Origin of the sequence: Salinisphaera sp. PC39, from assembly GCF_040361335.1 — a bacterium.
Taxonomy (GTDB): domain Bacteria; phylum Pseudomonadota; class Gammaproteobacteria; order Nevskiales; family Salinisphaeraceae; genus APNM01.
The window spans coordinates 35,037-57,150 of sequence record NZ_APNM01000019.1 but is presented as its reverse complement, the minus strand read 5'-3'; the positions used below and the strand labels follow the sequence as shown (position 1 = coordinate 57,150).

The 22,114-nt window shown below is 62.1% G+C and carries 23 protein-coding genes; 10 read left to right on the top strand and 13 right to left on the bottom strand.

The window, feature by feature from the left end; all coding sequences use genetic code 11:
* Window positions 1-48 precede the first annotated feature (48 nt).
* Together PC39_RS15180 and PC39_RS15175 are read right to left on the bottom strand one after the other, a co-directional pair.
* Window positions 49-387 (bottom strand): AzlD domain-containing protein, encoded by a 339-nt coding sequence (locus PC39_RS15180; protein WP_353254258.1) that lies wholly within the window; start codon window positions 385-387, stop codon window positions 49-51.
* On the bottom strand, window positions 384-1,082 hold the full coding sequence (locus PC39_RS15175) for an AzlC family ABC transporter permease (RefSeq protein WP_353254257.1): 699 nt from the start codon (window positions 1,080-1,082) through the stop codon (window positions 384-386). Before PC39_RS15175 ends, PC39_RS15180 begins: the two co-directional genes overlap by 4 nt.
* A gap of 104 nt (window positions 1,083-1,186) precedes the next feature.
* On the opposite strand from PC39_RS15175, the gene PC39_RS15170 reads away from it, so the two are divergent.
* From PC39_RS15170 to PC39_RS15155, 4 genes are all read left to right on the top strand, one after another.
* A complete protein-coding gene (locus PC39_RS15170) occupies window positions 1,187-1,606 on the top strand; it encodes an MbcA/ParS/Xre antitoxin family protein (protein WP_353254256.1) in 420 nt (139 codons plus the stop codon).
* Window positions 1,603-2,298: an RES family NAD+ phosphorylase gene (locus PC39_RS15165; RefSeq protein ID WP_353254255.1), complete on the top strand. Its 696-nt coding sequence runs from the start codon at window positions 1,603-1,605 to the stop codon at window positions 2,296-2,298. Before PC39_RS15170 ends, PC39_RS15165 begins: the two co-directional genes overlap by 4 nt.
* A gap of 93 nt (window positions 2,299-2,391) precedes the next feature.
* Window positions 2,392-3,438 (top strand): helix-turn-helix domain-containing protein, encoded by a 1,047-nt coding sequence (locus PC39_RS15160; protein ID WP_353254254.1) that lies wholly within the window; start codon window positions 2,392-2,394, stop codon window positions 3,436-3,438.
* Window positions 3,422-3,901, top strand: a complete 480-nt coding sequence (locus PC39_RS15155; RefSeq protein ID WP_353254253.1) for a PIN domain-containing protein — start codon at window positions 3,422-3,424, stop codon at window positions 3,899-3,901. Before PC39_RS15160 ends, PC39_RS15155 begins: the two co-directional genes overlap by 17 nt.
* Before the next feature lie 36 nt (window positions 3,902-3,937).
* On the opposite strand, the gene PC39_RS15150 is transcribed toward PC39_RS15155, so the two are convergent.
* Entirely contained in the window at window positions 3,938-4,834 is an 897-nt protein-coding gene (locus PC39_RS15150) for an SDR family NAD(P)-dependent oxidoreductase (protein ID WP_353254252.1), read from the bottom strand.
* Between the two features lie 237 nt (window positions 4,835-5,071).
* On the opposite strand from PC39_RS15150, the gene PC39_RS15145 reads away from it, so the two are divergent.
* Complete coding sequence (locus PC39_RS15145; protein WP_353254251.1) at window positions 5,072-5,704, top strand: TetR/AcrR family transcriptional regulator; 633 nt, start codon at window positions 5,072-5,074, stop codon at window positions 5,702-5,704.
* A gap of 104 nt (window positions 5,705-5,808) precedes the next feature.
* On the opposite strand, the gene PC39_RS15140 is transcribed toward PC39_RS15145, so the two are convergent.
* The 6 genes from PC39_RS15140 to PC39_RS15115 all read right to left on the bottom strand — a co-directional run bounded on the left by PC39_RS15140 (window position 5,809) and on the right by PC39_RS15115 (window position 14,142).
* Window positions 5,809-6,339 carry a hypothetical protein gene (locus PC39_RS15140; protein ID WP_353254250.1) on the bottom strand — a complete coding sequence of 177 codons (531 nt, stop codon included), beginning with the start codon at window positions 6,337-6,339 and terminating at the stop codon, window positions 5,809-5,811.
* Window positions 6,340-6,890: 551 nt separating this feature from the next.
* Window positions 6,891-8,819 carry a hypothetical protein gene (locus PC39_RS15135; protein WP_353254249.1) on the bottom strand — a complete coding sequence of 643 codons (1,929 nt, stop codon included), beginning with the start codon at window positions 8,817-8,819 and terminating at the stop codon, window positions 6,891-6,893.
* Window positions 8,816-12,616 carry an HTH domain-containing protein gene (locus PC39_RS15130; RefSeq protein WP_353254248.1) on the bottom strand — a complete coding sequence of 1,267 codons (3,801 nt, stop codon included), beginning with the start codon at window positions 12,614-12,616 and terminating at the stop codon, window positions 8,816-8,818. Before PC39_RS15130 ends, PC39_RS15135 begins: the two co-directional genes overlap by 4 nt.
* Window positions 12,603-12,818, bottom strand: a complete 216-nt coding sequence (locus PC39_RS15125) for a hypothetical protein (protein ID WP_353254247.1) — start codon at window positions 12,816-12,818, stop codon at window positions 12,603-12,605. The genes PC39_RS15130 and PC39_RS15125 overlap by 14 nt, the downstream gene beginning before the upstream one ends.
* A 232-nt stretch (window positions 12,819-13,050) precedes the next feature.
* Entirely contained in the window at window positions 13,051-13,533 is a 483-nt protein-coding gene (locus tag PC39_RS15120; RefSeq protein ID WP_353254246.1) for a hypothetical protein, read from the bottom strand.
* A 96-nt stretch (window positions 13,534-13,629) separates the two neighbouring features.
* On the bottom strand, window positions 13,630-14,142 hold the full coding sequence (locus PC39_RS15115) for a hypothetical protein (protein WP_353254245.1): 513 nt from the start codon (window positions 14,140-14,142) through the stop codon (window positions 13,630-13,632).
* A 344-nt stretch (window positions 14,143-14,486) separates the two neighbouring features.
* Between PC39_RS15115 and PC39_RS15110 the strand changes: the two genes are divergently transcribed.
* On the top strand, window positions 14,487-15,248 hold the full coding sequence (locus PC39_RS15110) for an NYN domain-containing protein (RefSeq protein WP_353254244.1): 762 nt from the start codon (window positions 14,487-14,489) through the stop codon (window positions 15,246-15,248).
* 344 nt (window positions 15,249-15,592) lie between these two features.
* On the opposite strand, the gene PC39_RS15105 is transcribed toward PC39_RS15110, so the two are convergent.
* Window positions 15,593-16,246 (bottom strand): superoxide dismutase family protein, encoded by a 654-nt coding sequence (locus PC39_RS15105; RefSeq protein ID WP_353254243.1) that lies wholly within the window; start codon window positions 16,244-16,246, stop codon window positions 15,593-15,595.
* A 26-nt stretch (window positions 16,247-16,272) separates the two neighbouring features.
* A complete protein-coding gene (locus PC39_RS15100) occupies window positions 16,273-16,653 on the bottom strand; it encodes a DUF3015 family protein (protein WP_353254242.1) in 381 nt (126 codons plus the stop codon).
* Window positions 16,654-16,778: 125 nt separating this feature from the next.
* Between PC39_RS15100 and PC39_RS15095 the strand changes: the two genes are divergently transcribed.
* Entirely contained in the window at window positions 16,779-17,669 is an 891-nt protein-coding gene (locus PC39_RS15095; RefSeq protein ID WP_353254241.1) for a haloalkane dehalogenase, read from the top strand.
* 3 nt (window positions 17,670-17,672) lie between these two features.
* Here PC39_RS15095 and PC39_RS15090 read toward each other — a convergent pair whose 3' ends face one another.
* Window positions 17,673-18,413 carry a ParA family protein gene (locus tag PC39_RS15090; RefSeq protein WP_353254240.1) on the bottom strand — a complete coding sequence of 247 codons (741 nt, stop codon included), beginning with the start codon at window positions 18,411-18,413 and terminating at the stop codon, window positions 17,673-17,675.
* A gap of 53 nt (window positions 18,414-18,466) precedes the next feature.
* On the opposite strand from PC39_RS15090, the gene PC39_RS15085 reads away from it, so the two are divergent.
* Window positions 18,467-18,952, top strand: a complete 486-nt coding sequence (locus PC39_RS15085; protein ID WP_353254239.1) for a metallophosphoesterase family protein — start codon at window positions 18,467-18,469, stop codon at window positions 18,950-18,952.
* Between the two features lie 41 nt (window positions 18,953-18,993).
* On the opposite strand, the gene PC39_RS15080 is transcribed toward PC39_RS15085, so the two are convergent.
* The gene (locus tag PC39_RS15080) at window positions 18,994-19,797 is read right to left on the bottom strand and encodes an SDR family NAD(P)-dependent oxidoreductase (protein WP_353254238.1); all 804 of its coding nucleotides are present in this window, start codon (window positions 19,795-19,797) and stop codon (window positions 18,994-18,996) included.
* A gap of 151 nt (window positions 19,798-19,948) precedes the next feature.
* Between PC39_RS15080 and PC39_RS15075 the strand changes: the two genes are divergently transcribed.
* Together PC39_RS15075 and PC39_RS15070 are read left to right on the top strand one after the other, a co-directional pair.
* A complete protein-coding gene (locus PC39_RS15075; protein WP_353254237.1) occupies window positions 19,949-21,643 on the top strand; it encodes an acyl-CoA dehydrogenase family protein in 1,695 nt (564 codons plus the stop codon).
* A gap of 94 nt (window positions 21,644-21,737) precedes the next feature.
* Entirely contained in the window at window positions 21,738-22,100 is a 363-nt protein-coding gene (locus PC39_RS15070; protein WP_353254236.1) for a DUF427 domain-containing protein, read from the top strand.
* Window positions 22,101-22,114: the final 14 nt, after the last annotated feature.

Below are 22,114 nucleotides of genomic sequence, written 5' to 3'. Positions count from 1 at the left end.
TTGCTTTCAGTTGTTGTCTTACCTGCAACAACTCGCCCACATCACTCGTTACGGCATTGTCCCCCAATCCAGCCACGTCAGCAGCCAGAGCGCCCCCATACCCGCGACCAGCGTGAACAGCACGCTGCGCGAGAACCAGGCCACCGCCGCCGCCAACAGGCCGGCGACCAGGCGCAGGTTGTCCGGGGACAGGTCTATCACCCCCTCCGGCCGCACCAGGGCGGGCACCACCAGCGCCGCGAGCACCGCCGCCGGCACGTAGGTCAGGCCCTCGTCGACCAGCGCCGGGATGCGCAGCCGCTGCCACAGGGCGATGAAGGACAGCCGCAGCAGGTAGGAGCCCAGCCCGATGCCGAGGATGTTCAGCCAGACGACCGTATCGCTCATCCTCCCGTCCTCCGACGCGCGGCGAACCTCCCGACGGCGATACCGGCGAAGGTCCCGGTGACGATGCCGAGGTTGAAGGGCATGCCGGCCGCCAGGGTGGCGACCGTGCCGCCGGTCAGGGCGGCCAGGGCGTGGGCGCGGTTCGCCAACACCGGCACCAGCAGCGCCATGAACACCAGCGGGATGGAGAAATCGAGATGCCAGTTACCCGGCACGCGCGCCGCCATGAACACCCCGACCGCGGTCGCGGCCTGCCAAGTCAGCCACAGCGTGATGCCGCTGCCCAGGAAGTACCAGTGCCCCCGTTCGCGCCAGTCGGCATCGTTCATGCGGTAACGCTGGATTGTCACCGCGTAGTTCGGGTCCGCCAGCAGGAAGGCCAGCGAGGCCTGCCAGCCGCGCCCCAGGTGCTGCCAATGCGGCGCCAGCGACGCGCTGTACATGGCCAGGCGCAGATTGATGGTCAAGGCCGTGAGCAGGATCACCGCCGATACGGCACTCTCGGCGATCAACTGCAGCGTCGCGAGCTGCGCGGCGCCCGCGAAGATGATCAGGGACATGGTCATCGCCTGGGCCGCCGACAAACCGGCATCCACGGCCGTGAGCCCGGCAACCATCCCGAACGGCACCGTGCCCGGCAGCATCGGCACGACCACCAGCACCCCGGACGTGAAGATATCCCGTCGTCGCTGCACGTAAACCCCTCGCTCGCCAACCAAGGACAGATGCTATCATTTGATTGTAATATTTTGGATAAATACTATATGAATAGCAGGAGCCCTCCGGACGGACCGCCGCCATGGAAACCGCTAGACAACCCGACACCGACGCCCGGCGCCGGGGCCACGCCTCCAGCGTGGCCCTCAAGGCGGCGTTCAAGATCGCCGAGCGCTGGGAGTTGACCGACGCCCAGCTCGCGACCCTGCTCGGCGGCGTGCCGCTGGCGACCCTGCGCCGCTGGAAGCGCCAGCTCCGGCAGGCCGGGCAGGTACGCACCGCGCTCACGCGCGACCAGCTCGACCGCGTCAGCTACCTGCTGGGCATCCACAAGGCCCTGCACATCCTGTTCCCCAACGCCGCCCAGGCCGACGGCTGGGTGAAGCGGCCCAACACCGCCCCGGGCTTCGACGGCCGCCCGGCCCTGGACATCATGCTCCAAGGCGGCATGGACGACCTCCGCAACGTCCGCCGCCACCTGGACGCCTGGCGCGGCTGGTGAGCGGGGCCACCGCACTGCCGGTCCGGCCGCCGGCCTTCGGGCGCGGCTACCGCATCGTGCCCAGCCGCTTCCCGCCCGCGGGCGTGTTCGACGACCTGGTCGACCCGGACGAGCTGGACCTGCTCTACGAGATCGAGGCCCGCACCAACGACCGCCTCGCCGACGAGCTGGGCCAGATCCACCTGGTGGCCCCGGACGACCGTCTTGTCGGCCCCGGCACCACCCCGATCATGGCCGCCTTCACCCACCCGAGCCCCGCCGGATCGCGTTTCTCGGACGGCAGCTACGGCGTGTTCTACTGCGCCGACGGCGAGGACGTCGCCATCCGCGAGACCGCCTACCACCGCGAGCGCTTCCTGCGGTTCACGAACGAGCCGCCGTGCCGGATCGAGATGCGCCTGTACACCGGCCGCCTGCAGCGGGACCTGCACGACGGCCTGGACGACCGCCTGCCCGCCGCGGTGCTCGACCCGGCGGACTACAAAACCAGTCAGCAATGGGGACGCGACCTGCGCGACGCCAACGCCCACGGCCTGACCTATCCCTCCGTGCGCTACCCCGGCGGCCGCTGCGCGGCCCTGTTCCGGCCGCCGGCCATCGGCCCGTTGCGCCAGGATAGGCATTACCTCTACCGCTTCGACGGGGAACGCATCACCGACGTGGTGACGCTGGGCGGCTACCGGTCGCTATGACCGCTGGCGCCAATTTGATGACAGCATGCAATCCCAAGGTTTACGATATTGCCGATCAAACTAATATTGTAAACCTTCAGGAGGAGGGTAGGCATGATCGGCGAGCGACTACGCCAAGCCCGTAAAGCCGCCCATATGTCCTTGCGGGAACTCGCCGAGCAGGTCGGGTTAAGCCATACCGCCATCGACAAGTTCGAGCGCGACACCAACACCCCCCATTCCACAATGCTGCTGAAGCTGTCGGAAGCATTGGGCGTGTCCGTGGATTATCTACTGCGACCGCCGACCGTCGAATTACAAGCGGTGGGCTACCGCAGCCACAAAGGCTTCACCCCAACCAAATCCGGGCAAATCTTGGCGGACGTTACCGACAAGGTGGAGCGGCACCTGGAACTCTACGACTTGGTGCCCGGCACCTTGCCGGCGTTCAATAAACCACGCGTTGCCGCACCCATCGAAAGCCTGGATCAGGTGGAAGACGTCGCGGAAAAAACGCGGGAAACCTGGCGCCTGGGCTTCAACCCCATCCCCGACCTGTTCGACACCCTCGAAGAGCACGGCATCATCGTGCTGCAGTCGCACGTGATAAGTGCCAACACCTTCAGCGGGCTATCGGCGTGGGCGGGAAAGGTACCCGTCATAATCGTCAGCACCGAATGGCCATCCGACCGGCAGCGCTTCACGGCATGCCACGAACTCGGCCATCTGCTGCTACACGGCAAGCTATCGCCCGAACTCGACGAGGAGAAGGCCTGCGACCGGTTTGCGGGCGCCTTCCTCGCGCCCAAGCCCAGTGTCATTTCCGCCCTGGGAGCCACCCGCACTTGGATCGATCACCGGGAGCTGGCCCTGCTCAAGGCCGAATACGGCCTCAGCATGAACGCCTGGCTGTATCGCGCCAAGGATTGCGGCGTCATCAGCCCGCGCAAGGCCGGCCAACTTTTCGGTTACTTCAAAAAGCGCGGATGGGACAAGGACGAGCCAAGCAAAGTCTGCCCACAGGAAGAGCCCCGGCGTTTCCCACAAACCGTTTTCCGGGCCGTCGCCGAGGACATCATCGGCGAATCCAAGGCCGCGGAGTTGCTGGCCGTAAGCCGACCTTCGCTGCAGCGGATGCGCGACGATGTTGATCGTTCATGACGCCAACATCTTCATCGACATGGAAGCCGGCGACCTCCTCGAGGCGGTCTTTCGACTACGGCACGACGTCATCACGCCCGATGCCCTCTACGACCGGGAACTGAAAGAACAGCACGCCCACCTGATCGAGCTCGGGCTCATTCTCCATGAAGTGGCGCCCGAAGGCGTGCAACGGTCCATGCGGCTGGCCGCGACGCACAAGGCCACGAGCGCCATGGACCGCTTGTGCATCGCACTTGCCGAGCAGGAAGATTGCCCGCTGTTGACGGGCGACAAACGCCTGAGGAGGGCGGCCAGGCAGGAGGGCTGTGACGTACGCGGCACCTTGTGGCTGATGGAAGAACTGGTACGGGAGAACATCGTATCTCCCGAACAGGCACACGCCGCCTACGAGAGGATGGAAACCCTTGGCAGGCGCCTGCCTTTCGCCAAGGCCCATCGTCGCCTGCGGGACTTGGCCTGACCGGATCTTCGCTCTCGCCTTGCCGGGACCTCCAACCTAGGCGGCAGCGGCGGCCTCCCCGACCATCCGCTCGCTCAAGCGCCAGAGCCGCTCCTGGACCTTGCGGTCGTGCGCGATCGCGCTCGGCGTCTCCTCGCGCCGGGGCGGTCCCAGATAGGCGCCGGTCACACCCCGCGCCTCGGGCGCGCTGGCCAGGTGGATGGCCGGCTCGGCGCCCTCGCGGGGCGTGCGCTTGTTGCCGAGGCGGCGGATCGGCGCCGCCAGCTTGTACAGCAGGCCGTTGTTCTGGCTGAAGCCGGTGACCACCACGGCGGGGTGCACCGCGTTGGCGGTCACGCCCGTGCCCTCCAGATCGCGGGCCAGGGCGAACGTGAACAACAGGTTCGCCAGCTTGCTCTGGGCGTAGACCGCCCAGCCCGGCCCCAGGGCGCCCTTGCCGGCGGTGTCCCAGGAATGCTCGAACTCGATGTCGTCCCAGTGGATGTCGGCGTTCTCGTGCGCGCTGGACGACTGGTTGATGATCCGGGCCTCGCCGTGCGCCGCCGCCGTGTCCTTGAGCAGATCGAGCAACTCGTTGGTGAGCAGGAAATAGGCGAGGTGATTCAGCGCCCAGGTCAGCTCGATGCCGTCGGCGCTGACCCGGCGCTTCGTGAACCAGGCGCCGGCATTGTTGATCAGCACATCCAGCCGGCCGAGATCGCCCCGCAGACGCCGCGCGACATCCCGCACCTGCGCCAGCTCGGACAGGTCCGCGACGTAATAGCCGACGTTCCCGTTGCCCGTCCGCGCCCGGATGGCCTCGGCCGTCTTGCGGCACTTGGCCTCGTCACGTCCGACGAGCCGCACATCCGCCCCCATCTCCGCCAGCGCATGACCCATCGCCTCGCCCAGGCCACTGGTGCCGCCGGTGATCACCACCGTCTTCCCGGTCATATCCCCCATGAGATCCGTCTCCCGCCCCGATCACGGAGCTGTCGTATCGAATGAAAGGGCCTGGAACACACTCGCGGTCCGCCCTATAATAATTCCGACCAGTCGGTATTTAACGCTATCCGTGGATATCCGTAAAGCCCCTGCCAAGACCGACGGTTTTCAGTCCCTTCTCCCCCGCGGGGAGAAGGCCAGGATGAGGGGCTTTTAGAACTTGCCCCGTCAGGCCAAAAAGAACCCATGCCAACAAACATCCCCACCAAACCACCCCAACGCGGCGGCTGGAAAAAACTCCCCGAAGCCGTCCGCCGCCGCATGATCCTGGACGCCGCCCGCACCTGCTTCGGCAAACGCGGCTACGCCGAGACCTCGGTGCAGGACATCGCCGACGCCGCCGCGATGACCAAGGGCGGCGTCTACTTCCACTTCCCCTCCAAGGAAGCGATCCGCGACACCCTGATCGCGGAGTTCACCGACAGCACCCGCTTCGGCCTCGACGACCCGGAAATCACGCGGCTACCGCCGGCACAACGACTACGCCACCAGGCGGAACGCCTGCTCACGGGCCTGGAAGTGGACGGCAACGGCGCCATCGTGACCCTCGCCGAAGCCGCCACCCGCTACGGCGCCGGACTGGCCGATATCGGCAACTTCTTCAAGTCGGTACGCACCTCGATCGCGGCCACCATCGAGGCCGGGCAACAAGACGGCGTGTTCCGCCGGGACGCGGATACCGACCTGCTGGCGGAACTGGTCATCACCACCGTGGATGGTTTGGCCCTACATCATGAGCTGGATGCAGCGGGATTAAATATGTGTAGTGGACCGGGGAGGTTGTTGGATTTGATCGTTTCCAGCGTGATGACGGGGTAGATGGGATCAGGCTGAAGTTTTGATATGCACGGATAACGCTTTTGTTCAGCTGCGGCCCGTCTGGGACGTCGGTGGAAAACCATCCGGCCCGGAACGAACTGCAACTATTGGTTAGGCCCGTCCACAGCCCCCACGTAGATTATTTTTTGCACGACACCTGACTTCAATTTTTCAACTTCATTAGTCTCAATATTTATGTAGAGAATCCAATCATCTGATTCTTGGATAATTTTAGAATCTATAACCGAAGAATTCGAGTATATATTTGCTGGCTCAAGCTCTGAGCCCCCTAATGCAACAGGGATCTTAGGGTAAATAGCATCTACATAATTTGAGACAATAGTCCATGCGACAAACGATATAGCAATAATCCCAAAGAATACAGTGAATATATCTTGATGCTTTTCCTCGGTGTTAGGATGCAAGTAATCAGGGTTAATCCCGTGCCTTTGATCCTCTTGCCTGAGCCCAAGCCCCAAAAGACCAAAGAAAAAATATGTCGAAGCTTTTACAACAGAAGAAAAATCGGGATTATTCCAGCCGATGAATAATGTAACTATAACCATCGGAATCGAAGAAACCCTTAAAAAGCTTCGTAGAAATCTAGCGCTCCAAGAGGCTCCCTCGCTATACATGAATACTAAATCCATTATGGAGAACGCCACCACAAAGTTCGCGATTACGAAAGCGAAATATGAAATCGTAGTCAATCCATCTGCTGCAATAAGATAGGATTTCAAACTCTCTATAAAGAACCGCATATATAACGTAAGGAAGCGAAACTATTCTTAGAATCCACGGAAGAAAATTATCTACTTGGAGAGACTCAAAGATATACGACAAGTTTACTCTGATAGAAATGAACGCAAAACAAATCGCGCTAAAGGCTACGGCACCAAACCCAGCCAAAATGTATTTGGCTTGGACAAGCTCAAACTCATAGCTTCCAAACTGGGCCAAGTACGTATTGTGAACAACAAAGCCCAAAGCATAAAGAACAATAGAAGCTTTAAGCCAGTTATCTTTAAGAAGTTCCAAAATGGTGCCCTATGTGCCTAACGTTACCCATAAGCCGCGTGAACGAAGCGCAGCGGAGAGAGCGTCGGCTTGATGGGTTTGTTGGGCGTACATGCCAAGAGATCTGCTTGGGCTGCGCCAAACCACTAAAAACCTCTCGACAATGGCATCAGCGGAAACACCATGCCTGCAGCGCCGCATCTGCCCTAGCACATGAAGCCCACAATTCAGGCACTGAATGCAACAATGCCAATATGTGTGAATGAAGAACTTCGCCCTCATTTCCTTCCAAGTCGCAGAAAGCAAGTTCAGTCAACCATTCGCCCACAAGTCCTCGCCATTCCATGAGCTCTTCCCGCGCGGCGGATGCCACAAGGCATATCATCATAGCTTCCTCGATGGTGAGGCCATATTGAGGATCCCGCCGATAACGACGTACGAGAATACGTAGTTCGTCGGCCAGCGCAGAGTTTCGGGATACAGCTGCAACTGTGGCCAGACCGTTCAGAATGCCCACAAGCTGAGATTTCTCCTCCAAATTGGCGAGCGTGTAATTGCCCAGTCTGAGAGCCTTTGCTGCTAACACCGCATGACCGGATGTAATCCTGAAAATCATCGCGGAGTTGACAAGGGCTATAAACGAAGACGCTTCGACTTCTTCTGTATCGAGTTCTTTCTCAATGATGCGAGCAAGGTCGTCAGGCAAGGCATTTGGGCTATCTTCAGCACCTTCGAGCGGCCCCGGAAGGTACGGGCGTGGAAACTCACATAGTTTGATTAGGCTTTGCTCACCGTCACCGAGGATAGTGTCGCGCAGCTCCCCCTCGCCAAGGTTTGCCTGACAATTGTTGCCTGCAATCATGATGCGGCCGAAGAACTCCGCCTGCATTTGAGGCGCGGTCGCCAGGTCGGGGTTCCATCTCGGCTCGGTCCGCATATCGGCAAGCGTCTGCATGTAGTAGTGTTCGCCGCGATTGCTGACCGCCCAATCGGAAAACCGTTGGTAATCAATACCGCATTGGACAAGCCGGCGATGGATCAGCGCAGCCTGCGCCAGAGAGGCCAGTCTCCGATAAAAGGGCGGCTCCTCGGCCAGAAGGCGTGTTCTGGCCAGTTCCCCATCGACCAGAACGAACAAAGCCGAGAACAGCTTAAATTCACTGGCCTCACCTTCCACGTCATCGTCTCGAATTAGATGGACGAGCCGCGGTAGGTAAGGCTCCACTTCCGGCCTATCTGGAAGAATGCGCAGCCCGACTTCGAGCGCCCCCAACCGAGAGAGCGTGTCGCCGTGGTTCTCCAGAAAGTCGAACGCTTTTTCCAAGTCCTCCTGATCGAGATGATCGGCGTTGATTTCGGCGGTCAGCGCCGAGTGAGAAGAAAGTAACAGGCTGAAGAGGAAGCCATCGTAAGGCCGCCACTCTGTCAGTTGCTCTAAGACTTCGCGACCTGTGTCGACAGCATAATCCAGGACCGAACCGCTTCCGTTATAAGCGCCAACGAGCCTTTCGAAATACCGCCGCGAATTCGGGACTAGAGACGAAACACAGCTTTCGCCTGCTGTGATCTCGTTTAGTATAGTCCGTTCCACATGAACGGGCGTATCGCATATGTCACTGTGAAAAGTATCGACTTCGTCGTCTTCCAGTGCACGCTCTTCCAGGATGCTCCGCCATTCTTCCTGAGCACTGAGCGGAAGGTTTACATCTGAAGCAGATACTTCGAGAGAACGAATGCGTGTCGAGGCATCTCCGGAAAGGACAGAGAAGTCAGGCACCACCAGCCGTTGTTGATCGGATGAAAGGACAAGATTTGGAAGTTCACCCTCGCGTGCATCATTCGTGAGATTCCACGTCCGATCCTCAGCGTCAGTCAATTCGGCTGGGCCTTCCCCGGCGAGAACGGTACGAACGGCATCGAAAAGTTCCGAACGCTGAACAGAGACACCGCTCGTTCCGAAGGCAATCATCGCTTCAGCCTTAAAGCCGTATTCTTCCCTGAAGCTCTGGTCGTTGAGCAAGCTCTTGCGTATGAGAGGCGGAACAAACTCCAACGCAGCACCTGCTATTACGGCTCTTTCGTAAGGACTGTTGGTCACGAGTTGTCCCCCTCCGAAAGCTCGGTTTCAGCCATCTCGGCAACGTGGCTGCGGTGCCAATCGACAAGCCACTCGTACACCTCGGGGAACTGTTCCTGTATGGGAACCAGAATCCTTTCTTCCACCCAGTTCCAGTAAACGTCCACAACGCTTTGCTGGACACCAGTGGGCGGCGTCAGCAGCAAGAGGATATGTGCCGCACGCCCGATCCGAACGACATTGTCAGCATTCTCCGGAACAAGGCTGTGCGCCCATCCTCGAACGTCGATCTGCTCGACGAGCCAGTTTGAGCGAGCAGTGATCTCTTCGATATCGGCCCCGTCCTCCCACAGGTTTCTGAGCACACGAACAAACGCTTTCAGCGTTCCGTCCAGCCAAGGCGCTTCCTCGGGGAGCCGCAGCCAGTCGCTCATTCTGACGCGGAGGACGGATTCCCGGACAGCCTTCAGCTCGGCCGTTTCAACCACCTCCCCCTGGGCAACAGTTGATTCCCTCAAACACCGTTCGAGTTCTTCTACACTGACAGGAATAAAGAAATAGCCAGCCCGGCGAAGCCGCGTCCGATGTTCAAGACGATCTTCATCCGATAAAACACCGGCCGCTACCAAAGCATCCAGCAAGTCCAGGGTGGAGAAGACAGGCGCTTGCGCGCCGCCGCTATCGATGTTCGCGTGCTGATTGAGGAATCTGTCATCAATAATCGAAACGTCGCATTGGGGTGCCAGAGCAAGAATGCCGACTGAGGGGTGCTCCGGCATAGATTTCGTTTCCAACTCGTCAAAATCGCGCCTGCTGCTCACCTTGACATGTCCGGATTCGATCCGGGAATTCAGAGAGGCCCGTATGTGTTCTATGAAATCCTTAACTTCTCCGGAGATGCGCTCGTAAGAAATGAGGGCGTCCGCTTCAGAAACTTCTCTTGGAGACGCCACAGCCGTTAGGCCCGCTGCTTTGAGTTTTCCAAGCAACCCCAGATGCAGCAAATACGAGATGGCGAGATCATCAAGATACAGGGTCGCACCGTCGGCAATGTCAGGCTGGTTTGGCCACGGCTTCTCGTGCAGCTGCAGATAGGCGCGCGCCCGCTTTTGCTCATCAGAGGTGACTTGTCCCTTCTGTCTCAGCTTCTCCACCACAGCTAGGCAGCTGCTCAAGACGGCCGTATGTGCGGAAAGGTCCGCTTCTTCCTCCATCAAACTGGACAGTCGGTGCACCGGGGCAGAACGGACGACGATATACTGCGTATCATCGCCGTCCCGTACCTTCTCCGCCTCGGCGATCAATGCGGCTAGCTCGTCGCCGACCTGAGCGGATAGGTCGCTGCTTGCGACGGTACTAGGAGTGAACTCTTCCAGCACACCCATTGCCAGCAAATCTCGAACTTTGCGTGCATTCGCTATACGGCTAGGCTGATGGAACATAGCTTTCTGGCGTTCCTCGAATAGCCACCCAAGGGTTGAATGCGGGATATAGACAGTTTCGAAGGCGTCGAGCGCCACATCGAGTATCTTCAGGAAACTCAAGGTGAGTAGTGCGGTTGCATCCAGAGCAAGCGCTTTTCCGCTGACATCAAATTCCAACGGCACACGCTTGCCGCTGTAAGCGGGAATTGCGCTTCTCCGCCTCGGATCAGTCTCCATCAGATTGGCTACCGCCGGGAGGGTCGTAAGGTCAATGAGAGTCCGATTAAGTGACTGAGCCGCAAGAAAGATCGGTATTTGGCCTTGCGCCAGCAAGCGCCATGTTTCTGACTCGCGGCGATCCCATTCGGGCTTTCGATCAAGAATGTCCTTAAGGCTCATTCTTTGGAGCGGGCCATCGTCTCCTGACAGTTCCGCGGCCTTTTCGAGCCATTGGAAAATCCGCGGATCGTCTTCCCAACCTGCACTTGTTGCGATGAAGTATGCGGCGGCAAGGACGGCAGAATCATCATCGGCCTTCGCCGCTGCCTCGAACACTAGATCCTTCGCAAGAGGTGAACCTAAATGAAGCGCCAATTGCGCAGCGCCAATCAGGTCGTGTGCGCTTCTGTCGTCTCTGTTCTGGTATTCATCGGCGATGTGGGCAGAAAGGGAGGCCCAGTTACCGGTCGCAATCCCGAGATTCACCTGTAGTGCGCGGTAGTTCGGGCTACCCACATCATCACTGAGTTCCGCCAGCGCAGCGCGGGATTCAAGAAACGCACCCTCGTGGTATAGGCCCCAAGCGTAAGACATACGCAGGTGGTTGGATTGTGATAGCAGGTCGGTATTTTCTTTCAAAAAACAGACCAGTGCCTCTGATCTATGCGTATTGTTGAAGGCATTCACGAGGCGCTCAGCATCGCTAAGCGAATGCGTCTCTTCAAAGAGAAGCCTGCCGAATTCGCACAGATCTTCCCAGTGCTGATGGTCTTCCAATTCGGCGACAAGGTTGACCAGGTCGCCAAGAGCTCTTGTTGCTTCGTATTGTGCTTTATGAGATTCAATGGGATCACTCCCTTGAGCCTCAGAAATAATCCTTCGAAGATTACTCTCGTGGTCAGCAGGGATTCCCTCTTCTAGCAGCCGGCCGAGTACCTCGTTCGCCCTTTCGATCAGACCCGCGCGTGACAGCATCTCGATCTGACGATACCGCATCAGCTTGGCATCGATGTGGGCAGCGAGTTGATTGTGGTGGCGAGCGATATAGTTGGCCGCCTCCTCGGGGGTCCGCTGCATAAATGCAAGAGCAAAACGAGCAATGGCGGCATCAATGGTCATTCCGCCATTTATGGCGATACTCCGTTCGATACCCCGTTCAACCGCACCCAGGTCCACTTTGATGCCGAACTGAAGAGCGTAGTGAACGAAACCGAGAGCGGTGCTCGGATCGCGGAGTTTGTTTTCTAACCTATTCTTGCCGTGCGCGCTCTGCGCAGGGTCGCGCAGTTCGAGCCAAAGCGCGTACTCGTCATCCGTTCTCGCAGCGCGCGGACATGCTAGTTGCTTTGCGGCCTCAACCGCATCGAGAAAGTGCGCGTGAGCCGCACGCCGTGCATCCATAGCAGCGGCATCCGAAGCGAGTCGAAAATCTGCCGCTTCAAAGGGAACCTGCGTCAGCACAACAGCTCGAAAATCTCCCGGGACGGTAGGAACTAGCGTTGCTAACCCTGCCAAATGGTGAAGAATAGGGGTTTCCTCAAAGTCAGGCCCGGAAAGCGCACCAACCGTCTGCGCAACCTCGTCCCAACGCCCGAGTTGAAGCTGATGGCTCAGGAGAAAACTCTTGCCGTCTGAATCCAGGTCCGCGATCGTATAGCCCGCATCATCCATCCACCTAAGAGCGCCTTCGGCGCCGTCATGATGTGCAACAATCATCAAACCGGCTGAGTGCGAAACGTCCGAGTCGATATCGGCAAGGGCGTTGAGCGCCGCTGCCTTATCTCCCTTCTGGGAAATGATAAATGCTTCCGCAATCTTGGCTTCTGGAAAATCTCCGAGGGTTTTCGCGAGCTCCAGGAATTCTTCCGCCCGCTCAAGATCCTCTGAAGGAGATAATAATCTGGCGCACCATGCCAACGCCCGCCCCCTTACTTCGCCCGAGCCACCCGAAAGGCCGCCCTCGGCAAGGGATCTCCCAAGCCTCAACGACGATCTGGTCCTGTCGAACTCAAGGAAGAATCGTGACTTCCTTAGTTTCTCAACTTCCTCGTCTGTTTTTTGATCGACAAGCTCTATCGGAATATTCCCCTCAAGATAGAGATTGACGTCTCGACCGGCGATCACATTTATCGAATCATCTCCGGAGGAAATCGACTGTTTACTATTTTTCCGCATCGTTTCCTTTCTTCTTCGTCCCGATATTAACGTCTCGACCAGCCTGAACATTGGTTGAGCCATCACCTGAGCGGATGGTTTGCGTAGATGAAGCGGAAGTCTTCTTAAAGATAAGACGCCCCACCCAGGCAACGACCGCTAAACCGACACCGGAGAACAGCCACTCTTTGTTATCAATAACCCAAGCGAAAACGTTTTCCAACCAAGTTTCTCCTTTTAGAAATTTACAAAGCACCTCTATTTATTACCTTAGTCATCGAACTCTAGCCGACGTTGAAATCTCTTAGAAAGCACCCTTTGTCAGGGGATACTATCCACAGAGCTCCGCCGTAAAACGCGAAGGGAATGCTGCTCGACCATTTATGTGCGCCCAACGGCTCCGCTCAGGCGCGCAACTTTGCTGCGTCGCCTGCAGCGGATTGTTGGGCGAGACGCTACGATGTCGACTTACGCCGCTCGCGCGTCTTGCGTGAATGAACCTCAAATCCGAGCCCCTCAAGACGGTCAATTTCCTCGATCAGGCCGCGAACGACCTTTCTCAGTCCACGGCCGCGCAAGCGGTAACGTCGCTCGGTCGCGTCGTAGACCCGCAACTCCTTCATTTCCGGCTTGGCTACATGTCCGCACGGAATCCGCCCCACAACATTATTCTTCGGAGGAATTTCGTGACCCGCTTTCAAACCCCAGTACAAGGGAAAGTATGTTTCCCCATTGCGATCTACGGCCTCAATCCTTTCAAAAAAGATCGATGTGTTACCTGGATTTACAACCTTCACGTTGAGACAAAGGAAAGTCCCAATTTCGTCTGCGTTCGGCTGGCTACCCCACATCACATATAATTTGAGTCGATCTCTTCCTAATAGGAGATCCATGCACCGGCTGACGAAGGTGCTTCCCAAGTTAGCAAGTAGCTCCACCACAACTCCTAATTCGCCCAACGTCTGAGCTAAGCGGCGCGGCTTTAGCCGCGTCCGGTGGAGGCCCGGAGGGCCGGAACGTACTTGAGCAACTTGTTAGGAGCCTTCATCTAACTTCTCCAGAATTTCTTCCAGATAGGACCGAATTGCTTTTGGCTTGCCTCCCGTCTGAACTGCCTCGCAAGCATTTGGAATTGTCTCCCTTCGTCGATTAAGTGGGGGATCAACAACTCCAATAGATAGCGCTTCTAGCGTGTCTATAAGCGTTTGCGGATTAACTTGCCTCGTTCCTGGTGCCCTGAGGCCGGGATTGGTGGTATTAATTGTGGACAAGCTAAACCAGGAGAACATATCCCAGCGCCCGGCGAAGCGATCTGTTAGGTGATGGCGCATGCGAGGGCCAAGCAATGTGCCAACCGCTTTCCCTACATAAACCGCGTTAAACTGGTCGTGAAGCACATAAATTCCTACAGCATCCCAGAAGTCAATTGTATGGGTGCGGTTACTGATTTTTACCTTTCCCAGCAACTGCCCCTGATTTCCCGCGCCCACTGAACCCCAGTTTACGATATCGGGGTTCCAGAAGCTTCCGTATGCACGAATGAGCATCTTATGCTCCTAACAGAGATTAGATGGAAGTCTCCGATATGAATATCGAGGAATTCTGTATAACACTCAACCGATTTTGAGCGGCAATCTGAACAAACCGATAAATCAGGCAGTTAAAAGCAAGGCACACATGTCGCCTGGCGCTATAACGCCTTCCCGTTCATTACGCCGCGCCCGGCCGTCACCTCTAACGGCAACTGGATGCCGGATCAGCGCCTTTGGCGCTGTCCGGCATGACGGCATGAGGGGTGTGCGGCGGCTCGATATGTCGCGGTCGCGTAGAATCGGCGGCTGTGGCCGGTCTGCCGGCCGTACGTGATTCACGGGAACAACCAGGAGTCCCCATGGCCGACGAGCCGTTGATTGCCGTTTTCGTCGATTACGAGAACCTGGCGCTGGGTGCGCGGGACGCGCCGGGCGGGGATTTCGACATGTCGCTGGTGCTCAAGCGGCTGTTGGAGAAGGGGCGGATCGTGTTCAAGCGGGCCTACTGCGACTGGGGCCGCTATCGGAACACCATGAATGCCTTCCATGCCATGGGCATCGAGATGATCGATATCCCGCAGTCCAAGATCTCGGGCAAGAACAGCGCGGATATCCGGATGGTCGTGGACGCCATCGACATGTGCTACGCCAAGGCGCATATCGACATGTTCGCGCTGGTGTCCGGGGACTCGGATTTCTCGCCGCTGGTGTCCAAGCTCAAGGAGAACGACAAGCGGGTGATCGGGTGCGGGGTGAAGTCCTCGACCTCGGACCTGCTGGTGGCGAACTGCGACGAGTTCATCTATTACGACGACTTGGCGCGGGTGAAGAAGGCGGCGCGCACCAAGCGGGCGAAATCGACCGACAAGAGCGGCGACAAGCGCAACGAGGCGCGGGAGCGGATTCTGGAGATCGTGCAGTCGCTGGAGTCGGATTACGATCCGGTTTGGGGGTCGTTGGTGAAGCAGACGATCAAGCGGGTGTATCCAGGGTTCAACGAGGGGTATTACGGTTATCGCAGCTTTTCGGAGTTGTTGAAGGATGCGGAGAAGCAGGGGTTGATCGAGTTGGAGTACGACTCGGAGCGGGGGAATTACAAGGTTCAGGTGGGGGCGGATTGAGGTTGGGCTTGCGGGGCTAGAGGGACCCCCTCTCCCTGGCCCTCTCCCCCAAGGGGGAGAGGGGATTGTTATTGCTAAGGATATTACGGTTATCGCAGCTTCTCGGAGTTGTTGAAGGATGCGGAGAAACAGGGGCTGATCGAGTTGGAGTACGACTCGGAGCGGGGGAATTACAAGGTTCAGGTGGGGGCGGATTGAATTCGGGGTGTGAGTTGTAGAGGGACCCCCTCTCCCCGGCCCTCCCCCCCAAGGGGGAGAGGGGGCTGACTTTAGAGGGGTGCGAGACAAAGAGAACCCTCTCCCCGGTGTCGGGGAGAGGGTTTTTTCGTGGGCTCGGCGCCGGGTTACTCGGCTTCGGGCTTGCCGATGCCGACCACGCCGCAGGCGAGGCGGGAACCGGCGGCGCCGATCGGGGGCTGCTTCGGATCGTTGGGCTTTTCGTGGACGATCACGGCGCGGCCGACGATGGACTTGCCGCCGGTGAGCTTGGCGTTCTCGATGACGGCCTCGTGGGTGGCGTTGCCGTCCTCGCCCGCGTCCAGATTGCCGAGGTCGCCGGTGATGCGGTCGATGTCCTTCGGCGGGTTGAGCGAGCTGCCCTTGAGGTTGAAGTGGGTGCCGGCGGAGGTGCCGTCGGCGGCGGTGCAGTCACCGTAGATGTGCAGGTGGTAGCCATGCTTGCCCGGGGTCAGGCCGCTGGCCTCGGTGTGGACCTTGAGGCCGTTCTCGGCGGGCGTGAAGGTGACCGTGCCGGTGACCTTGTTGCCGTTGGTGGGGTACAGCTTGGCCACGGCGCGCTGCGGCACGTCCTCGTCCAGGGGCTTGTAGCGCGCCATCAGCTCGTCGACTTTCGCCTGGGCCTGGGCCTGGGCCTTGTCGACCGCTTCCTGGGCCTGCTGCTGCATTTCGTCGACGTTCTGCTGGCCGCCCTCGGTGCAGCCGGCCAGGGCGACGATGCCGGCGAGGGCGCCGGCGGTGATCAGGCTATTCGCTCGCATATCGTTTCCTCCTCGGATTCGGGTGATCAGCCGCGACGGGCGACGATCCGGTCGACCAGATCGGCGGGCCGCTCCAGCCCGGCGAACAGGTCGCGGTAGTTGGTCTGCATCCAGCGGCCGAAGGCCTGGGGATCGGATTCGCCCAGCAGTGTCGCCAGGGCCGCCGTGTTCTCGCCGCCGCCGGCCGCGGCGTCGCGGCGGATCATGGGCAACTGCGACGCGACATAGGCCTCGGCGCGGGCATAGGACGGGCTGCCCGGCTCGGTGACGGAGGCGTTGGTGGTGCTCTCCGTGGACTTGGTGACGGCGTTCAGGCCGGCGGAGACGGTGTTGGTGGTGCTCATGAAGGCCGAGCACCCCGCCAGCGCCGGCATCGAGAGCGCGACTAGTAATGTGCGGATACGCATGCCGTCGACTCCTCGCGTGGAAACCGCCCCGAGTCTATCGCCTCGTCAGGCACTTATCGAGTCGGCTTGACGGCGGCGACGGCCCGGCGGAGGCTTGGACGATCGGTTTCGCCGGATGTTCCGTCATGAAGGTATTGCGCACGCCCGACGCCCGCTTCGAGGGCCTGCCCGACTTCGACTATCCGCCGCAGTACGCGGAGGTGGACGGCCTGCGGATGCACTACGTGGACACCGGCCCGAAGGACGGCCCGCCGGTGCTGCTGATGCACGGCGAGCCGTCGTGGTCGTTTTTGTACCGCAAGATGATCCCGGTGTTCGTGGCGGCCGGCTGCCGCGTGCTGGCGCCGGACCTGATCGGCTTCGGGCGCTCGGACAAGCCGGCCGCGATAGCCGACTACAGCTACCAGCGGCACGTGGACTGGATGCTGGCCTGGCTGCGGCACGTCGACCCGCAGAACCTGACGCTGGTCTGCCAGGACTGGGGCTCGTTGATCGGCCTGCGCCTGGCTGCCGCCGAGCCGGATCGGTTCCAACGCGTGGTGGTGGGCAACGGCTTCCTGCCCACCGGCGACGAGCCGCGGGTACCGCCCGCCTTCAAGCTATGGCGGGCGTTCGCGGTGCACTCGCCGGTGTTCCCGGTGGCGGGCATCCTGCGGGTGGGCTGCAAGTCGCGCCTGCCGGCGGCGGTGAAGCGGGCCTACCGGGCGCCGTTCCCGGACCGGCGTTACCTGGCCGGGGCGCGGGCCTTCCCGGCGCTGGTGCCGATCACCCCGGACGATCCCGCCAGCGAGGCCAACCGGCAGGCCTGGCGGGTGCTGGAGCAGTGGCACAAGCCGTTCCATACGGCGTTCTCGGACGGCGATCCCATCACCCGCGGCGCCGACCGCAACCTGCAGAAACGCATCCCCGGCGCGGCCAACAGCCAGCACACCACCATCCGCGGCGCCGGCCACTTCCTGCAGGAAGACAAGGGCGAGGAACTGGCGCGCTTCGTGCGCGACCAGATCGGAAAATAGGGCCTATCGGCCCTTGTCCAGGGCCTTCCAGAGCCGATGGAACTGGGACGCCGCCGGCGAACTCGGCGCGAACGCCCCAATCGGGGCCCGGGCCTCGCCCATGCGCTCGACGTCCGCGCTGTAGCCGATCCAGGCCTTCGGCGCCCCGCGCATCAGCTCGGGCGGGTGCTCCAGCAGGTCGCGGTGCAGGCGCTTGCGGCGGTCCACCAGGCTGTAGAAGGGGCGCAGGTTGGCCTCCGGCACGTTCTCCGAGTCGGCGAACTCGCGCACCCGCTCCAGGGCGCGCAGGGACAGCGGCGTGGGCACGGTGGGCACCAGCACTTGGTCGGCGGCCCGCAGGATGCCGGCGGCGAGGGTGCCGATGCCGGGCGGGCAGTCCAGGATCAGCAGGTGATAGTTCTCGGAGAAGGGCTCGATCAGGCGCCGCAGCACCTTCTTCGAGCCGGAGGCGGCCTTCAGCAGGGCGTCCATGTGACGGAAGCTGAAGTCCGCGGGCAGCACGTCCAGGCGGGCATAGCGGCTGGGGCGCACGTGCCGGCCCAGCGGCACCTTGCCGGCGACCACCTTCTTGGCGGCCATACCGGGATCGTCGTCGGTGCGCAGGTACCAGGTGGCGGCGCCCTGCGGGTCCAGGTCCCAGAGCAGGACGCGGCGGCCGGCCCCGGCCGCTTCCCAGGCCAGGTTCACGGCGGCGGCGGTCTTGCCGACGCCGCCCTTGAGGCTGTAGAGGGCCCAAGTCTGCATGCGACTACTCTAACCGGATTGCGCGAGGCGCCGCATTGGCCGAGGATGCGCGCGTGCGCATCGCCCTCATCGCCGACACCCACGGTCGCCTCGACGACCGCATCGCCGCCGCCGTGGCCGGCTGCGACCGCCTGGTGCACGCCGGCGACGTGGGCCGCGGGATCGCCGACGAGCTGGCCGGGCTGGGCCCGCCGGTCACCATCGTCCACGGCAACAACGCCCCCGCCGACGCCGGCTGGCCGGAGACCGAGGCGCTGGAGCTGCCCGGCGGCACGCTGGTGGCGATCCACGGCCACCAGTGGCCGGCCCGCAACCGCCACGCCAAGCTGCGCGCGGCCTTTCCCGACGCCCGCGCCGTGGTCTGCGGCCACAGCCACCGCCAGGTCGTGGACCGCGACGCCCGGCCCTGGGTGCTCAACCCCGGCGCCGCCGGGCGCACCCGGACCTACGGCGGGCCGGGGGCGCTGATCCTGACGGCGGGGCCGCGGCAGTGGCGGGTGCGGGTGGTGCGGTTCGGCGTGTCTTCCCCCTCACCCTAACCCTCTCCCCCTCGGGCAGAGGGGATGGGAAGGGGTCGGCCTCAGCCGCTCTTTTCGTTGAACATCCAGATGCGGCCGCCGTCGACCACCAGGTCGTGGCAGTTCACGAAGCCGGACTCCTCGCTGGCCAGGAAGACCGCGGCGTCGGCGATGTCGTCGGCCTCGCCGGCGCGCGGGGTGGGCGTGGCGTGGGCGAGGTTGCCGGTGAGCTTGGCCATCTTCTGGGCGTTCTCCTCGTCGCTGAGGCTCTGGGCCCGCTCGGAGCCGCCCCAGAAGATGGGCGTGGCGACGGCGCCGGGCGAGATGGCGTTGACGCGGATGCCGTGCGGGCCGAGGTCGACGCCGGCCATGCGGGTCAGGTGGCTCACCGCGGCCTTGGCGCCGGAATAGAGGTAGCTGCCCTGGCCATAGCGCCAGCCGGCGATGCTGGCGTTGTTGATGATGGCGCCGCCGCCCTGGGGCTTCATCACCCGCGCGGCATGCTTGACGCCGAACACCACGCTGCCCACCAGCAGCCGCATGGCGCGGTCGAAGCCGGCCTCGTCCACCTCTTCCGGGGTGCTGCGGTCGGGGGCGCCGGCGTTGTTGAACAGCACGTCCAGCCGGCCGAAGGTCTCGACTGTGGCGTCGATCAGGGCCGCGATATCGGCCTCGCCGGTGACATCCGTGCGCCGGAAGGCGGCGGCCTCGCCCAGCTCGGCGGCCAGGGCTTCGCCCTTCTCCACCGTGCGTCCGGCGATCATCACCCGCGCGCCCTCGGCGACGAAACGCCGCACCGTGGCCTCGCCGATGCCGCTGGTGCCGCCGGTGATCACGGTCACCTTGCCTTCGAGCCTGTTGCCCATGCCGGTTCTCCTGTCCTGTCGCTGTAGTCGAGGCCCGGGATGATGCGTGCGCCGACACGCCGGCACAAGACGCGCCTACGCCGCGATCGCCGGCGGTCATGCTAATGTTGCGGGCGAAATAAAGATTACTGTGCGCCCGAGGAGTCCCGCCATGAGCAGCCAGCCCGCCGACGTCACGCCCGCCGTTCCCCCGGTCCCCGACACCGCCACCCACGAGGTGCGCAACCAGCCCGGGGACCTGGTCGACTACAACGCCTTCACCGGCGACCGGGCGCTGATGGAGGCGGTGCGCGCCTACGGCGCCGACTGGGCGTCGCCCCGCCTGGAGGAGACCGGTGCCCTGGTCGGTTCGGAGCGGATCCAGCGACTGGCCCGCCAAGCCAACCGCAACCTCCCGGAGCTGCGCACCCACGACCGCTTCGGCCAACGCATCGACGAGGTGGAATTCCACCCGGCCTATCACGAGCTGATGGACGGGATCTTCTCCAGCGAGGCCCATTCCCTGGCCTGGACCGAGAAGCGCCCCGGCGCGCACGTCGCCCGCGCGGCCCTGAGCTATCTCTGGAACCAGGGCGAGAACGGCATCTGCTGCCCCATGGGCATGACCTTCGCGTCGGTCGCCGCCCTGCGCAACGACCCGGACCTAGCCGCCGAGTGGGAGCCGCGGATCATGCGCGCCGGCTACGATTCGCGCCCGCTGCCGCCGCAGGAGAAGCCCTTCATCACGGTCGGCATGGCCATGACCGAGAAGCAGGGCGGCTCGGACCTGCGCCAGACCCAGACCACGGCGCGGCCGCTGGGCCGGCGGACCGGCCCCGGCGCCGAGTACCTGATCACGGGGCACAAGTGGTTCTTCTCCGTGCCCATGAGCGACGTCTTCCTGACGCTGGCGCAGACGGAAAGCGGCGTATCCAGCTTCCTTGTGCCGGGCTGGCTGCCCGACGGGCGGCGCAACAACCTGCGCATCCAGCGCCTCAAGGACAAGTGCGGCAACCGCTCCAACGCCTCCTCGGAGGTGGAGTTCGACCGGCTCTACGGGATCATGCTGGGCGAGGAGGGGCACGGCATCCGCAACAGCATCGAGATGGCGCACCTGACCCGCCTGGACTTCGCCGTGGGCTCCTCCGGACTGATGCGGCAGGCGCTCAGCCAGGCGCTGCACCACACCGGCAACCGCACCAGCTTCGGCAAACGCATCGTCGACCATCCCATCATGACCAACGTGGCCGCCGATCTCGCCGTGGAGTCCGAGGCCTTCCTGTGGCTGGGCATGCGCCTGGCGCGCACCCTGGACCTCCAGGACACGGACGAGGGCGAGCGGCTGCTGTCGCGCATCGCCACGCCCATGGCCAAGTACTGGGCCTGCAAGCAGGCGCCGATGTTCGTGGTGGAGGCGCTGGAGTGCCACGGCGGCAACGGCTTCATCGAGGACCACCTGATGGCGCGGCTGTACCGGGAGGCGCCGCTGAACGGCATCTGGGAAGGCGTGGGCAACGTGATCGCCCTGGACGTGGTGCGCTCCATCCGCCGCGAGCCGGAGACCGTGGACGCCGTCATGGCCGAGATCCGCGAGGGTGTCTCCGGCGACGGCCGCCTGGCCCGGCTCGCGGACGCCCTGGAGCCGCGCCTGCGCCGCCTGCCGGAGCGGGAGGGCGAGGCCCGGCAGACCCTGGAGATGATGGCCTACGCGCTGCAGGCGAGCCTGCTGCGCCGGCACGCCCCGGCGCCGGTGGCCGACGCCTTCGCCGCGACCCGCCTGGAAGGCTTGTACGGCCGTGCCTTCGGCGCGATCCCGGAAGGCCAGGACACGGCCGCCATCATCGAGCGCGCCGCGATCGCGGTGTGAAGCCAGACCCGCGGGCGGCCGGCGGGAATCGTACCGCCGGTCACGCGCGGCGGGTTATCCTGTCCGCGGACAACCACCGGCCGCGGGAGCAAGCATGGCCCAGCCCGACCCCGATCATCCGATCCTGGTGCGCCCGCACGGCGGGCGCGTCCGCGTGACCCTGGCCGGCGAGACGGTGGCCGACAGCCGCGACGCGCAGGTGCTCTACGAGTGCGGCTACCCGCCGGTGTACTACCTGCCGCGCGAGGACGTGCGCATGGACCGGCTGACGGCCACCGACCACCGCACCCACTGCCCGTACAAGGGCGACGCCAGCTACTGGACCGTGGCCGCCGGCGGCGAAACGGCCGAGAACGCCGCCTGGAGCTACCAGGACCCCTTCGACACGGTGGCCGCCATCGCCGAGCACGTGGCCTTCTACCCCGACGCCGTCGAGATCGACGACAGCGGCGGTTGAACCGCCCGTCCCGG